Source organism: Streptomyces sp. NPDC107581, from assembly GCF_055657175.1.
Genome location: NZ_JBVKBH010000008.1, coordinates 252,570 through 267,043 on the forward strand (window position 1 = coordinate 252,570; position 14,474 = coordinate 267,043).

The 14,474-nt window shown below is 72.8% G+C and carries 12 protein-coding genes; 11 read left to right on the plus strand and 1 reads right to left on the minus strand.

The genetic code is table 11. From position 1 onward, the window contains the following. Positions 1-172 precede the first annotated feature (172 nt). Complete coding sequence (locus ACZ7P3_RS22525; RefSeq protein WP_472084325.1) at positions 173-397, minus strand: hypothetical protein; 225 nt, start codon at positions 395-397, stop codon at positions 173-175. A gap of 429 nt (positions 398-826) precedes the next feature. On the opposite strand from ACZ7P3_RS22525, the gene ACZ7P3_RS22530 reads away from it, so the two are divergent. From ACZ7P3_RS22530 to ACZ7P3_RS22580, 11 genes are all read left to right on the plus strand, one after another. Continuing rightward, positions 827-1,888, plus strand: a complete 1,062-nt coding sequence (locus ACZ7P3_RS22530; protein ID WP_472084327.1) for an alpha/beta fold hydrolase — start codon at positions 827-829, stop codon at positions 1,886-1,888. A gap of 8 nt (positions 1,889-1,896) precedes the next feature. After that, a complete protein-coding gene (locus ACZ7P3_RS22535; protein WP_472084329.1) occupies positions 1,897-3,483 on the plus strand; it encodes a DUF3152 domain-containing protein in 1,587 nt (528 codons plus the stop codon). A 56-nt stretch (positions 3,484-3,539) separates the two neighbouring features. After that, positions 3,540-3,635, plus strand: coding sequence for an Ms4533A family Cys-rich leader peptide (locus tag ACZ7P3_RS22540; RefSeq protein ID WP_351880145.1), 96 nt, complete (start codon positions 3,540-3,542; stop codon positions 3,633-3,635). A 154-nt stretch (positions 3,636-3,789) separates the two neighbouring features. Further along, entirely contained in the window at positions 3,790-5,508 is a 1,719-nt protein-coding gene (locus ACZ7P3_RS22545; RefSeq protein ID WP_472084331.1) for an ABC transporter substrate-binding protein, read from the plus strand. A 4-nt stretch (positions 5,509-5,512) separates the two neighbouring features. Further along, the gene (locus ACZ7P3_RS22550) at positions 5,513-6,523 is read left to right on the plus strand and encodes an ABC transporter permease (protein WP_472084333.1); all 1,011 of its coding nucleotides are present in this window, start codon (positions 5,513-5,515) and stop codon (positions 6,521-6,523) included. Next, on the plus strand, positions 6,520-7,518 hold the full coding sequence (locus ACZ7P3_RS22555) for an ABC transporter permease (RefSeq protein WP_472084335.1): 999 nt from the start codon (positions 6,520-6,522) through the stop codon (positions 7,516-7,518). Before ACZ7P3_RS22550 ends, ACZ7P3_RS22555 begins: the two co-directional genes overlap by 4 nt. A gap of 80 nt (positions 7,519-7,598) precedes the next feature. After that, complete coding sequence (locus tag ACZ7P3_RS22560; RefSeq protein WP_472084337.1) at positions 7,599-9,194, plus strand: dipeptide ABC transporter ATP-binding protein; 1,596 nt, start codon at positions 7,599-7,601, stop codon at positions 9,192-9,194. Between the two features lie 202 nt (positions 9,195-9,396). Then, positions 9,397-11,133, plus strand: coding sequence for a DUF3492 domain-containing protein (locus ACZ7P3_RS22565; RefSeq protein ID WP_472084339.1), 1,737 nt, complete (start codon positions 9,397-9,399; stop codon positions 11,131-11,133). 50 nt (positions 11,134-11,183) lie between these two features. Then, complete coding sequence (locus tag ACZ7P3_RS22570; protein WP_472084598.1) at positions 11,184-12,548, plus strand: hypothetical protein; 1,365 nt, start codon at positions 11,184-11,186, stop codon at positions 12,546-12,548. Between the two features lie 198 nt (positions 12,549-12,746). Further along, positions 12,747-13,706 (plus strand): NAD-dependent epimerase/dehydratase family protein, encoded by a 960-nt coding sequence (locus ACZ7P3_RS22575; protein ID WP_472084341.1) that lies wholly within the window; start codon positions 12,747-12,749, stop codon positions 13,704-13,706. Continuing rightward, a complete protein-coding gene (locus ACZ7P3_RS22580) occupies positions 13,694-14,443 on the plus strand; it encodes a spherulation-specific family 4 protein (protein WP_472084343.1) in 750 nt (249 codons plus the stop codon). The genes ACZ7P3_RS22575 and ACZ7P3_RS22580 overlap by 13 nt, the downstream gene beginning before the upstream one ends. Positions 14,444-14,474: the final 31 nt, after the last annotated feature.

Genomic DNA, 14,474 nt, shown 5'->3' on the forward strand with positions numbered 1-14,474 from the left:
TCCACATGCGGTGTCGGCCGCGCGGCCATCGTACTTTTCGGTAACCGTGGTGTGCGCGGTGCGAGCGCAGAATTTCACGTACCGGACGGCGACGAAAGCCGCGAAGCCCGCCGTGCGCGTTCGGAGCAGCGGCCTGAGGCGGCTCCGCGCGGTGCCGTGAGGTCCTGCGGGGTCAGCGATAGTCGTCCTCGTCGAGTGAGACCACGCGCGCCTGTTCGATGAGATCGGCCTCGTTCCCGCGCGCCGGATCCACTTCCGTAAGGGGGTCGTCGCGGTCCGGCGCGATGTCGGCGTGCTGCTCGACGCTGTCGCCCTCGGGGGCCTCGACGTCGATCTCCCGGGTGTCGTCGGCCGCCGGATCCTCGATCACATCCGGCTCGACGGGGTCATAGGCCATGGTGGGCTCCCTTCCTACGAACGTCCCTGGAAACAGCAGGGGCCACATACGGGTGCCCTCGGTACGAGCCTAGGAGACACCTGATCCGGACGCCATGCCGTGGAGGCCTGTCCTCCGAGGGGTTCGGGGGCGCGGTTTCGGCGGTCCGGGTTTCGCGGTTTCGGCCGTGGCGGTTTCGAGGTTTCGGTGGTGGCGGTCTGGAGATGCGGGATGGGTCGGTTCTCGAGGTTTCGATGGTGCCGGTCTGGAGATGTCGGCTGGGCCGGTTTTCGAGGTTTTGGTGGTGCCGGTCGGGTCGTGCCGGTTCGGTGGTGTGGATCAGCCGTGTGCCGGGCCGTGCGGTGCTTCGGCCCGGTATGCGACACGGCGAGCCCCGCCTGTGACGGCGAACACATGAGCCACAGCGTGATCGTCTCGTAACATTGCCGCATGTCTTCGACCGAGTCGCCCTCCGTGCCGGCCGCAAGTGTGCTCCCCAGGGTGGCGCCCGTCCGGGTCGGCGAGGGCGAGCGGCTGCGGTCGGTGGGGCTGCCGGGGGTCACCCTGTCCGTCCGTTCGCGCCGGCCCGCGCGCGAGGGCCTGCCGCCCGCGCTCTACGTCCATGGACTCGGCGGCTCCTCGCAGAACTGGTCGCAGCTGATGGCGGAGCTCGACGGCCTCGTCGACAGCGAGGCGGTCGATCTGCCCGGCTTCGGCGACTCCCCGCCCCCGGACGACGGCGACTACTCCGTCACCGGGCACGCGCGCGCCGTCATCCGCTACCTCGACGCCGCCGAGCGCGGTCCGGTCCACCTCTTCGGCAACTCCCTCGGCGGAGCGGTCGCCACGCGCGTCGCCGCCGTACGCCCCGACCTGGTCCGGACGCTCACGCTGGTCTCGCCCGCCCTGCCGGAGCTGCGTGTGCAGCGCACCGCGGTGCCGACGGCGCTGCTGGGTGTGCCCGGCATCGTCGTCCTGTTCAACCGGCTCACCAAGGAGTGGACGGCCGAGCAGCGCGTGAGCGGCGTGATGGCCCTGTGCTACGGCGATCCCGGGCGGGTGTCGGACGAGGCGTTCCGGCACGCCGTGGAAGAGCTGGAGCGGCGGCTGCAACTGCCGTACTTCTGGGACGCGATGGCGCGCTCGGCGCGCGGGATCGTCAACGCCTACACGCTCGGCGGCCAGCACGGGCTGTGGCGCCAGGCCGAGCGCGTGCTCGCGCCGACCCTGCTGATCTACGGCGGCCGTGACCAGCTGGTCGGCTTCCGCATGGCCCGCAGGGCCGCGCGCTCCTTCCGCGACTCCCGCCTGCTGTCCTTGCCGGAGGCCGGGCACGTGGCAATGATGGAGTACCCGGAAGTGGTGGCCGGGTCGTTCCGGGAACTCCTTGCGGAAGCAGGGGAGTTGGGAGATACAGGCGTGGGCGGGTCGCGAGGTGACGGCGAGGCCGCGGTGCCCGGCGCCGGATCGGCCGGAGGCGGCGACGTCGCCGCCGCGGGTGCGGGGAGCTGAGGGCGCAGGTGGGACGCCACAGCCGCCGCGGACCGGCCCCCAAGGGCGACTCCGCGGACATATCCGCACAGCGAGACGAACGGGGCCGGGCTGCCGGCCCGCCCGGTGGAGCCCAGCGGCCCGGCCTGCCCGGCCAGCGCCAGGCACCGGGAAGCGCCACCCACGACTACGGACCGCCGAACACCGCACAGGCCGCCTCCGGCTTCCCGCCGGGCACCCCGGCCCACGGCGTGCCCCGGCTTCCCGACGGCACCCCGGCCTCCGGCGTGCGCCGGCTTCCCGACGGCACCCCCGTCCACGGCGTGCCCCGGCTTCCCGACGGCACCCCCGTCCACGGCGTGCCCCGGCTTCCCGACGGCACCCCTGTGCGAGGTGTGCCGGGGCTCGCCGGTGGTGCTCCGGACGCTCGGGGTGGGCACCCCGAGCAGCGTGAAGGCGGCGGTGGCTGGGGCGAGTTCGGGGGGCCGGCCGGTGGCGTGGCCGGGGTTGCCTCCGGGGTGCAGCAGAGCCCCGGCGGCCCCGGTGTCGCCCTGCCCCGGCAGCGGCAAGGGCGGGGACGGACGCAGCGGCAGGGCCGGCCCGGTGGCCCGGGCGGCGGGCCCCGGCAGGACTACCTCGACGCCTTCGAGGAGGACGCCGACGTCTTCGCGCCCCGTTCCGGCGGCGGGCCCGCCGTATCGCAGGAGTCGCACAGCCCTGGTGTGGGCACGGCTGCCGTCGGTTCCGGTTCCGGGGCGGGGTCCGGCTCCCCGTCCGGTGACGGCGACGGTGCGCCGCCCGCCGGTGTGCCCGCCCAGCGCACGGGTAACAAGGGGCGGGCCTTCGCGGGCATCGCGGCCGCCGCCGTGACCACCGTGCTCGCGGTCGTGGTGGCCGGTCAGGTCGCCGACGACCGGGACGGCAGCGGCGCGCAGTCGCAGTCCGCCACCGACCAGGCGCGCGACGCGCGTGCCCCCGGGCAGGCTGCCCCCTCGGCGGCGCCGAGCGTGGCGACGCTGACGTACGAGCAGAAGATGGACCGGAGGTACCCGCTCGGCGCCACCATGAAGGGCTCGGGGAAGTTCGACGCCGTTTTGGGGTTCGACAAGGCGCCCGGCAAGGGGCAGAAGTACACCTACCGCGTGGACGTCGAACAGGGGCTCGGCCTGGACGGCGAGCTGTTCGCCGAGGCCGTGCAGAAGACGCTCAACGACAGCCGCAGCTGGGCCCACGGCGGCGCCCGTACCTTCGAGCGGATCTCCTCCGGCAAGCCCGACTTCGTGATCACGCTCGCCAGCCCCGGCACCACCGCCAAGTGGTGCGCCAAGTCGGGCCTGGACACCACGGAGGACAACGTCTCCTGCGACTCGGCGTCCACCGAGCGCGTGATGATCAACGCCTACCGATGGGCACAGGGCAGCAAGACATATGGCGACAAAATGTATGCATACCGGCAGATGCTCATCAATCACGAGGTCGGCCACCGGCTCGGCCACGGCCATGTGACGTGCCAGAAGGACGGCGAACTCGCCCCGGTCATGCAGCAGCAGACCAAGTTCCTCGACCACGACGGAATCCACTGTCTGCCCAATCCCTGGCCCTATCCCAGGAGTTGACAGCCGCCGCTGATGTCACATTGACATGAGTCGACGGGTCGTTCATATTTTGGCGCATGTGGTCTAGTCATGCCGTCTCCTACAGCGCCGCCATCGAGCTGGCGCTGATCGGCGTGACCGCTCTCTGCGTGGCCGACATCGACTGTCGCTGACGCCGCCTCCTGGCGCTCGCGTCGCGATCTCTGCTCTCTTCCGTCCGTGACCGTGTCACGGCTTTTTCGACGACCCGACGCCGGGGCCGACGTGCGTTCACTGCCGTCTCACTCCTCGTTCACTTGTCTCAGCATTCGAGAGGTCGTCATTCCGATGCGTCAACCGTCCGTGAAGAGCGCCCGCGTGGCGACCGTTTCGCTTGCCCTGGTCGTGGCAGCGGGCGCCGCCGCCTGCGGCCCGAAGGACAACGATGCCAAGGGCTCCGGTGGCGACTCCACGCCGCACAAGGGCGGCACGCTCACGGTCCTGAACTCCGAGCCGCAGCAGGACTTCGACCCCGCCCGCCTGTACACCTCCGGCGGCGGCAACGTCCCCTCGCTCGTGTTCCGCACGCTCACCACGCGCAACCGCGAGAACGGCGCGGCCGGTGCCAAGGTCGTCCCGGACCTGGCCACCGACACCGGGCGCCCCAGCAAGGACGCGACCGTGTGGACGTACACCCTGAAGAAGGGCCTCAAGTACGAGGACGGCACCCCGATCACCTCGGCCGACATCAAGTACGGCATCGAGCGCTCCTTCGCCCCCGAGCTCTCCGGCGGCGCTCCCTACCTGCGCGACTGGCTGGTCGGCGCGGCGGACTACCAGGGCCCGTACAAGGACAAGAAGGGCCTCTCGGCGATCGGGACGCCGGACGAGCGGACCATCGTCTTCCACCTGAACAAGCCCGAGGGCGAGTTCCCGTTCCTCGCCACGCAGACGCAGTTCACCCCGGTCCCGAAGGGCAAGGACACGGGCACCAGGTACGAGGAGCACCCGGTCTCGTCCGGCCCCTACAAGGTCGTCAAGAACGAGAACGACGGCGAGCACCTCGTCCTGGAGCGCAACACGTACTGGTCCACCGCCGTCGACGCCGAGCGCAAGGCCTACCCGGACTCCATCGACGTGCGGTCCGGCCTCGACTCCTCCGTGATCAACCAGCGACTGTCCGCGTCCCAGGGAGCGGACGCGGCCGCGGTCACCACGGACACCAACCTCGGCCCGGCCGAACTCGCCAAGGTGACCGGCGACAAGCAACTGGCCGCGCGCGTGGGCACCGGCCACTTCGGCTACACCAACTACATCGCCTTCAACCCGAAGGTGAAGCCGTTCGACGACCCCAAGGTGCGGCAGGCGATCTCGTACGCCATCGACCGCTCGTCCGTCGTCAACGCGGCCGGCGGTTCGGCGCTCGCCGAGGCCGGCACCACCTTCCTGCCCGACCAGAAGTCCTTCGGCCACACGCCCTACGACCCCTTCCCGGCGGGCAGGACGGGCAACGCCGCCAAGGCCGAGGAGCTGCTCGCCCAGGCCGGTCACAAGAGCGGGCTCACGGTGACGCTCACGCATTCCAACGACAGGAGCTTCGAGACCAGCCCGGAGATCGCCACCGCCATCCAGGACGCCCTGAAGAAGGCCGGCATCACGGTCAAGCTGCAGGGCCTGGAGGACAACGACTACAAGGACAAGATCCACAGTGTGAAGACCGAGCCCGGCTTCTTCCTCGCTCACTGGGGTGCCGACTGGCCTTCCGGCGGCCCCTTCCTCGCCCCGATCTTCGACGGCCGGCAGATCGTCAAGGACGGAGCGAACTTCAACACGGGCCTGTTGAACGACATGTCGGTCAATGACGAGATTGACGCGATCAACAAGTTGACCGACCTTGACGCGGCCGCCGGGCGGTGGGGTGCACTGGACAAGAAGATCGGCGAGCAGGCCCTCGTCGTGCCGCTGTTCCACCCGGTCTACAAGCGCCTGTACGGCTCGGACGTCAAGAACATCGTCATCAGCGACTGGACCGGTGTTCTGGACATCTCCCAGGTCGCGGTGAAGTAGCGCCGTGAGCGAGGCACTCGTCGCCTCCCGCACCCCTGGGACGGACACACCCGTCCCAGGGGTCTCGGGGGCCCGTCAGTTCTGGCGGCGGCTGCGGACGCAGCGCGCCGCCCTGGTCGCCGCGGCCGTCGTCGTGCTGCTCGTCCTGGTCGCGCTCGCCGCGCCGCTGCTCACCGCACTGGAGGGCCAGGACCCGACCACCTACCACCCCTCCCTGATCGACTCCGCGCGCGGAGGCGTGCCCATCGGCTCGTTCGGCGGCGCCGGTGCCGACCACTGGCTGGGTGTCGAACCGCAGACCGGGCGGGACCTGTTCGCGCGGCTGGTGTACGGGGCCCGGGTCTCCCTGGCGGTCGCGCTGGCGGCCACCCTGATGCAGGTCGTCATCGGGGTCGTGGTGGGGGTGGCCTCCGCGCTCGGCCGTGGATGGGTTGATCAACTGTTGAGCCGCGTCACGGACATCATCGTGGCCCTGCCGCTGATGATCATGTCGTTGGCGCTGCTGGCGATCGTCCCGTCAAGCTTCCCGCGGCCCGTCCTGGTCAGCCTGGTCATCGGTCTGATCGCCTGGGGCAACATCGCGAAGATCGTGCGCGCCCAGACCCTCACCCTCAAGGAGCTCGACTACGTCTCCGCCGCCCGGCTGAGCGGCTGGGGCGCCTGGCGGATCGCCCGCCGCGAGCTGCTGCCCGGCATCGCCGCGCCCGTCATCACCTACGCCGCGCTGCTGGTGCCCACGAACATCTCCGCCGAGGCGGCCCTGTCCTTCCTCGGCGTCGGCGTGAAGCCGCCCACGCCCTCGTGGGGGCAGATGCTCACCGCCGCCGACGTCTGGTACCAGGAGGCCCCGCAGTACCTGCTGCTGCCGGCCGGCGCCCTGTTCCTCACGGTCCTCGCCCTCACCGTCCTCGGCGACGGCGTGCGCACCGCCCTCGACCCGCGCGCGGCCTCCCGCCTGCGCGTCGGCACCGGCCGCAAGAACGAGGACGCGACCGGCAAGGAGAAGACCTCATGAGCGGCTTCGGCGGATTCCTGCTGCGCCGGGCCGTGGGCACGGTCGTCACCCTGCTCGCCATCTCGGTGCTCATCTACGTCGTCTTCTACGCCACCCCCGGCAACGTCGCCCAGATCACCTGCGGCCCGCGCTGCTCGCCGGAACAGGTGCACCAGGTCGCCGAGCAGCTGAAGCTCGGCGATCCGCTCTACCTGCGCTACTGGCACTTCCTGGAGGGCATCTTCGCCGGCCAGGACTACTCGACGGGCACTTCGGTGGCGCACTGCCCGGCCCCCTGCCTGGGGCTGTCGTACCAGAGCGACCAGCAGGTGACGGACATCATCCTCACCAAGCTGCCGGTCAGCCTGTCCCTCGTCCTCGGCGCGATGGTTCTCTGGCTGGTGATCGGAGTCGGCACCGGTGTGCTGTCCGCCTGGCGGCGCGGCCGGCTCTCCGAGCGCGTGCTGACCGCTCTCACGCTCGCCGGCTGGGCCACCCCGGTCTTCGTCCTCGGGCTCGTCCTGATGATCGTCGTCTGCGGCGAACTCCAGCTGCTGCCGTTCCCGCAGTACGTGAACTTCGCCGACGACCCCGAGCAGTGGGCGTGGAACCTGCTGCTGCCCTGGCTGTCGCTCGCGCTGATCGAGGCGGCGGCCTTCGCCCGGCTCACCCGCGCGTCCATGCTGGAGACGCTCGCCGAGGACCACATCCGCACCTTCCGCGCCTACGGCGTGGGCGAGCGCGCGATCGTCGGCCGGCACGCCCTGCGCGGCGCGCTCGCGCCCGTCATTGCGCTGAACGCCAACAACGTCGGATCGGCCGTCGGCGGCGCCGTCCTCACCGAGACCCTGTTCGGCCTGCCCGGCATCGGCCAGGAACTGGTGCACGCGGTGAAGGTCGTCGACCTGCCGGTCGTCGTCGGCATGGTCCTGGTCGTCGGCTTCTTCGTGGTCATCGCCAATGCCGTCGCGGACGTCCTGTTCGCGGTGGCCGACCGACGGGTGGTACTCGCATGAGCCGGGTGAACGTGGTGGCCGACCGGCGGTGCTCGCACAGGCCCGGAGTACGCGGTGGCGGACGGACGGGTGGTGTTCGCATGAGCCTGGTGGAAGTAACGGACCTGACGGTCGAGTTCGGCTCGCTGCGGGCCGTCGACGGGCTCTCCTTCCGGCTGGAGGAGGGCGCCGCCCTCGCGCTCGTCGGCGAGTCCGGTTCCGGCAAGTCCACGGTCGCCGGCGCCCTGCTGGGCCTGCACCGGGGCACCGGCGCGCGGGTCGGCGGCTCGGTCCACGTCGCCGGCACCGACGTGCGGCGGGCCACGGACGAGGCACTGCGGCGGCTGCGCGGCGCCAGGGCAGCCATGGTCTTCCAGGACCCGCTGTCCTCGCTCGACCCGTACTACGCGATCGGCGACCAGATCGCCGAGGTGTACCGCGTGCACACGCGCGCCTCCCGCCGCGCCGCACGCGCGCGTGCCGTCGAGGTCCTCGACAGGGTTGGAATTCCGGACGCACAACGCCGGTCCCGTTCCCGCCCGCACGAGTTCAGCGGCGGCATGCGCCAGCGCGCCCTCATCGCCATGGCCCTCGCCTGCGAGCCGGACCTGCTGATCGCCGACGAGCCCACGACGGCCCTCGACGTCACCGTCCAGGCCCAGATCCTCGACCTGCTGCACACGCTGCGCGAGGAGACCGGCATGGGCCTGCTGCTCGTCACCCACGACGTGGGCGTCGCCGCGGAGAGCGTCGACGAGGTCCTGGTCATGCGGCACGGCAGGGCCGTCGAGCACGGCCCGGTCGGCACGGTCCTGGGGGCGCCCGCGCAGGCGTACACCCGCGAACTGCTCGGTGCCGTCCCGCGCGTGGACGCGCCGCGCGCGACCGCGGCCGAGGCGTCCGACGAGGTCGTCCTGGAGGCCACCGGCCTCAGGCGGGAGTTCGGGCGCGGCAGGCGGGCCTTCACGGCCGTGGACGACATCTCGCTGACCGTCCGCCGGGGCGAGACCCTGGGGGTCGTGGGGGAGAGCGGCAGCGGCAAGACGACGCTCGGCCGCATGCTGGTCGGGCTGCTGCGGCCCACCGCCGGAGCCATCCGCTACGACGGGCGGCCGCACACCGGCGTGAACCCTGCCGTGCAGATGGTCTTCCAGGACCCGGTCTCCTCCCTCAACCCCCGCCGCAGCGTGGGCGAATCCATCGCCGACCCGCTCCGCGCGCGCGGGGAGCGGGACGAACAGGGCATCCGCAAGCGCGTCCTCGAACTGCTGGAGCGCGTGGGGCTCGAAGCGGCGCACTACGACCGCTACCCGCACGAGTTCAGCGGCGGACAGCGCCAGCGCGTGGGCATCGCGCGGGCGCTCGCCGCCGAACCGCGCGTCATCGTCTGCGACGAGCCCGTCTCCGCGCTCGATGTCACCACGCAGGCCCAGGTGGTCGCCCTGCTCGGTGAACTGCAACGGGAACTCGGCCTCGCCCTCGTGTTCATCGCGCACGACCTCGCCGTCGTCCGCCAGGTCAGCGACCGGGTCGCGGTGATGCGCCGCGGGCAGGTCGTCGAGTCCGGACCCGCCGACGAGGTCTACGGCGCTCCGCGCGAGCCGTACACCGAGCAACTGCTCGCCGCCGTGCCCGCGCTCGATCCGGAGCTGGCCGCCCGGCGGCGGGCCGCCCGTCGCGAGCCGGCCGTGGCGTAACGTTTCGTGCGGGAGCGATCACCCTGTGATCTCCTAGCGCGACGGAACGCGATCCGCAGGCGAAAGTTACGACCGTTCACCCCTTTTGGTGGCGCGATGGACAACCGTCCGTCGCGCCACTGCCTTGTCCGCATACGTTCTTCCCGCTGCGAGCCGCCGAGACCAGGGCGGCTCCCACTCACGGGAGATCGGGGGTGCACACGTGCGCATCGGACTGCTTACGGAGGGTGGCTATCCGCATGTGAGCGGTGACGCCGGGCTCTGGTGCGACCGGCTCGTGCGCGGGCTCGCACAGCACGAGTTCGACCTCTACGCGCTCAGCCGCAGCCGGCAGCAGGAGGACGCGGGCTGGGTCCCGCTCCCGCCACAGGTCGGCCGGGTGCGTACGGCTCCGCTGTGGACGGCCGACGACGACGGGGTCGCTTACGGACGGGGCGCACGCCGTCGCTTCACCGAGTGCTACGGAGAACTGACCGCGGTGATGTGCGCCGGATCGGACGCCGTGTTCGATCCGGCCGCCCATACCGGGGCCTCTCACCTGGAGGATGCCGGGTCCTCTCACCTGGCGGACCGTTTCGGCAGTGCGCTCTACGGCCTCGCCGAACTCGCCCGCGACAAGGGCGGGTTGGTCGGCGCGCTCCGCTCCGACCTCGCCGTACGCACCCTCGAGCGCGCCTGCCGCGCCCACGGTGCGCTGCGCACGGCGCGCGAGGCGCGCGTACCCGACCTGCTCAGCGTCGCCGCACACCTCGAACGCGCCCTGCGCCCCCTCTCCCTCGACTGGTACGGCGACGACGGCCTCGGCGCGGCCGACCTCTGCCACGCCACCGCCGGCGGTCCGGCCGCCCTGCCCGGACTGCTCGCCCGCCACTTCGGCGACGTACCGCTGCTGGTCACCGAGTACGGCGTGCAACTGCGCTCGCACTACCTGGCCCTCGGCCCCGACGCCGCCGCGCCCGCCGTGCGCGCCCTGCTCGCCGCCTTCCACGGCCGGCTGGCCGCCGAGGTCTACCGGCGCGCGGCGATCCTCACGCCCGGCAACGCCCATGCCCGCCGCTGGCAGGAACGGTGCGGCGCCGAGCGCGCCAGGATCCGCACCGTCCACCCGGGCATGGAGGCCGCCTGCTTCGCGGAGGTCGGCGAGGCCCCGGACCGCGCCGAACCCGACACGCTCGTCTGGGTCGGGCGCGTCGAACCCGCCAAGGACCTGGTGTCCCTGCTGCACGCCTTCGCCGAGGTGCGCAAGGAGGAGCCGAAGGCCCGCCTGCGGATCGTGGGTGCCCCCGCGGGCCCCGAGGGCGCGGCCTACCTGGGCCACTGCCGGATGCTCGCCGCCCAGCTCTTCCCGGACGAGGCGGACGGCGTGCATGCGGTGGGGGACAACCCGGTCTCCTTCGAGGAGATCGGCGGCCCCGAGGCCCCCACCCTGTCCGACGCGTACGCCGCCGGCGCCGTCGTGGTCCTCTCCAGTGTCGTCGAGGGCTTCCCGGTCACCCTGGCCGAGGCCATGTTCTGCGGCCGGGCCACCGTGTCCACGGACGTCGGCGCGGTGGTGGAGGCCATCGGCGGCACGGGCCTCGTCGTGCCCCCGCGCAATCCGCGGGCGCTCGCCGAGGCGTGCGTGGCGCTGCTGCGCGACCCCGAGCGCCGTGAGCGCCTGGGTGCCGCCGCGCGCGCCCGTGCTCTCGAACTGTTCTCTGTCGAGCAGAACATCGCGGCATTTCACAGCATTTACCTGGAGATCGTCTCGCACTGCCCGGTCCGCCGGGTCGTCCTCGACGAAGCCGGCGAACCCCTGCCGTTCGCCACCCCGCCCGAGGCCCATGTCCCCGGCCGCTGGACCGGCCCCATGGCTCGCGCATCGGCCCGGGGCGTTCCCGGCTGGGCAGCGGGCGGCCCGGTCCGGGCGACCCGGCTGGCCGCTTCGGAGGGGGCGTGATGACCGGCTCCGGCGCGGCGGGGGGCACCCGTGACGAGCGGTGGGCGGCGATGAGCGACGAGCGGTGGGCGGCGACGAGTGCCGTGGGCGACGCGACTGCTGCGGGTGACGCGGGTTCTGCCGGCGGCGCGGGCGGCTCGGTTTCTCTTGGCGGCGCGGGCGGCTCGGGTTCTAGCAGCTCGGGTTCTACCGGCGGCACGCGCGGTTCGGGATTTTCCGGCAGTGCGGGTGGCTTGGGTTCTGTCGGTGGCACGCGCGGCTTGGGGTCTTCCGGCGGTGCCGGCGGTGCCGGCGGCTCGGGTCGGGCCGCTGCCCGGCGCGGTGCCGCCGACCCCGTGAAGGCTCTGCTGCACCGTCACCGGGAGCTGTGCGAACGGGCCGTGGACCCACTGGAGATCGCCGCCGGACTCGAGGCGCTCGGCGTCACCGACCGGACCGCCGCCCGCTTCCGCCACCGCGACGTCTTCTCGCTCGCCGAGGAGCTGTACGCGCGCGTGCCCCGCGACGGCGCTTCGCGTCCGCACCCCGAGCCCGTGCGCGCACTCCGCCTCGGCGCCGACTGGATCCTGCTCACCCTCCTTCCGGGGGCGCTCGGCGTGGCCGTGCTGAGCGGACTGCGCCTCACCCACGGCCAGGCCCGCCTGCTGGTGGCCCTCGGCGGACTCCTCGCCGTCGGCCTCGCGGTCCGCGCGGCCCTGCGCCGCGGCCCCCTGGCCACCGTGGACGGCACCACCCCGTGGCGGACGGGATCCGGCACGCGCGCGTGGACCCTGTTTCTGCTCGGCTACGCCCTCCTGGGCGACGGACTCCTGCGGGCGATCCTGGCGGACGGCCCCGACGCCCTGCCCACCGGTGCCGCGGACGGCCCCTGGCCCGTGGCCGTCGCGCCCGCCCTGGCGCTCACGCTGGCCTGTGCTCCGGCCGCCTGGTGCGCGCACCTCCTCGCCGCAGGCGCCCGCCGCAGGCTCGCCGGCAGTCGAGGCCTGGAGGACTTCACCGCCGCCGCCCGGCCCCTGCTGCTCGGCACGTTCGCCCTGTTCCTGGGCGCCCTCACGGCGCTGCTCGCCCTGTGCGGCGCCGTCCTGCACGAGGACGCCCACTACCCGCAGGCCCTCGCGCTCGGCGCCCTGCTCCTGCTCGCCCGTCTCCTCGCGGTGCACCACCACCGGCACGCCCCCGCGCTCGTCCTCGGCGCGGCGGCGGCAACCGAGGCGGCGGCCCCCGTCCTGCTCCTGGCCGGCCGGCTGCCCGGCTGCGCCTTCCTGGCGACCCCGGTGCGGAGCCTGGCGGACGCCTGGGGCACGGCCTGCGTCCCGGCACTCGCCTGTGGCACCGCGGCCCTGACCCTGCTGGTCCACGCGCTGCGCACGCTCACCAGGGCCTCGGCCCACGCGCCCACGGGAGCACCCGAGTGAACCTTCCGCCACCGGCCCCAGGCCGCAGCCGCGCCCGCCCGGTCCGCCGGCACGGGCCACCGCACCACGCATTTGACGTCGCAGGCAACCGCATCACCCCTCTGAAGGAGAAGACCAGATGACCACCTCCCGACACGGAGCGCCCGGAGCGTCCGGAGCCTTGGGAGCAGCCGGAGCGCACACCCCGGGAGCCGCACGATGAGGGTCCTGCTGATCGGAGCCAACGGATACATCGGCCGCTTCGTCGCCGACCGCCTGCTCGCCGACCCGGCCGTCCAGCTCACCGCGCTCGGCCGCGGCGACGACGCCGACGTCCGCTTCGACCTCGCCACCGGCAGCCCCGGAGCGCTCACCCGCTTCCTGGACGCGGTCCACCCCGGAGTCGTCGTCAACTGCGCCGGCACCACCCGGGGCGGCGCCCGCGAACTCACCCGGCACAACACCGTCGCCGTCGCGACCGTCTGCGAAGCTCTGCGGCGCAGCGGCTGCGGCGCCCGTCTGGTGCAGATCGGATGCGGCTCCGAATACGGACCCAGCCAGACCGGCTCCTCCACGGCCGAGGACGCCGTGCCCCGTCCCGGCGGGCCGTACGGCGTCAGCAAACTCGCCGCCACCGAACTGGTCCTCGGCTCCGGCCTCGACGCCGTCGTGCTCCGCGTCTTCTCACCCGCCGGACCGGGCACCCCGGCCGGCTCGCCGCTGGGCCGGCTCGCCGAGGCCATGCGGCGTGCCATGCAGTCCGGCGACGGGGAACTCAAGCTCGGCGGCCTCGGCGTCCAGCGCGACTTCGTCGACGTCCGCGATGTCGCCCGCGCCGTGCACGCCGCCTCGCTCTCCGCCGCGCAGGGCGTCATCAACATCGGCTCCGGCCGCGCGGTCCGTCTCCGCGACGCCGCCGCCGTCCTCGCCCGGGTCGCCGGATACGGCGGCGCCCTCCACGAACTCGACGCCCCTCCCGGGCCGCTGCGCAGCCCCATCGGCCATCCCCGCCCCGATGCCGAACACGCCTCGCCGGTCGCGTACCCGTACCCGGACGGCTGCGGCAGCTGGCAGCAGGCCGATGTGCGCACCGCGCGCGACCGGCTCGGCTGGCGGCCCCGGATCAACCTCGAAGAGTCCCTCGCCGACATCTGGATGGAGGCGGCATGCCGCATCTGACCAGCACCACAGCAGGAACCCCGCGCACCGGCGTCCGTACCGCCCTCGGCATCCCCGGCTACGCGCACCCGCTCGTGGCCCCCGCCCAGTGGGCCGAACTCGCCCGCCCGGGCACCCCCCTCGACTGGGTCGTACTGAACGTCGCCGCCGGACCCGGCACCCGCCCCGACCCGCACTGCCTGCTGGCGGCCGGCCGGCTGCGCGACGCGGGCGTCCGCGTCCTCGGCCATCTCGACCTCACCCATGGCGCCCGGACCCTCGCCGACCTGCTCGGCGACGCGCACCGCTACCTCGACTGGTACCGGGCCGACGGCTTCCTGCTGGACCGCTGCCCCACCGAGCGCACCGCGCTCCCCGAGGTTCGCCGCGCCGTCAGCACGCTGCGGGCGATCAGCGACACCGCCCACATCGTCCTCGGCCACGGCACCCACCCCCACCCCGGGTACGCGGACGAAGCCGACCAACTGGTGACCTTCTCCGGCCCCTGGTCCGACTATCGCTGGTCCCAGGTGGCCGAGTGGACCGCCGACTACCCGTCCGATCACTTCTGCCACTTTGTGCACGGTGTGCCCCAGGGGCACCTGGAGGAGGCGCTGCGCATCGCCCGCTGGCAGGGCGCGTCCACGATCTACTTCACGGACCGCACCGACCGCGGCGGCCGCACCGACCCTTGGGAGACCATGCCCGGCTACTGGGACGACATCGTCTCGCGTGTCGGAACAGGTGTCTCGGAATGAAGAAGGCCATGGCAGTGTTACGGGGAGAACA

Bases quoted from the DNA above. Each gene is read 5' to 3' on its own strand.
- ACZ7P3_RS22525 (WP_472084325.1), bottom strand. From the start codon at position 397: ATGGCCTATGACCCCGTCGAGCCGGATGTGATCGAGGATCCGGCGGCC.
- ACZ7P3_RS22530 (WP_472084327.1), top strand. From the start codon at position 827: ATGTCTTCGACCGAGTCGCCCTCCGTGCCGGCCGCAAGTGTGCTCCCC.
- ACZ7P3_RS22540 (WP_351880145.1), top strand. From the start codon at position 3,540: ATGTGGTCTAGTCATGCCGTCTCCTACAGCGCCGCCATCGAGCTGGCG.
- ACZ7P3_RS22545 (WP_472084331.1), top strand. From the start codon at position 3,790: ATGCGTCAACCGTCCGTGAAGAGCGCCCGCGTGGCGACCGTTTCGCTT.
- ACZ7P3_RS22555 (WP_472084335.1), top strand. From the start codon at position 6,520: ATGAGCGGCTTCGGCGGATTCCTGCTGCGCCGGGCCGTGGGCACGGTC.
- ACZ7P3_RS22560 (WP_472084337.1), top strand. From the start codon at position 7,599: ATGAGCCTGGTGGAAGTAACGGACCTGACGGTCGAGTTCGGCTCGCTG.
- ACZ7P3_RS22570 (WP_472084598.1), top strand. From the start codon at position 11,184: ATGAGCGACGAGCGGTGGGCGGCGACGAGTGCCGTGGGCGACGCGACT.
- ACZ7P3_RS22575 (WP_472084341.1), top strand. From the start codon at position 12,747: ATGAGGGTCCTGCTGATCGGAGCCAACGGATACATCGGCCGCTTCGTC.
- ACZ7P3_RS22580 (WP_472084343.1), top strand. From the start codon at position 13,694: ATGCCGCATCTGACCAGCACCACAGCAGGAACCCCGCGCACCGGCGTC.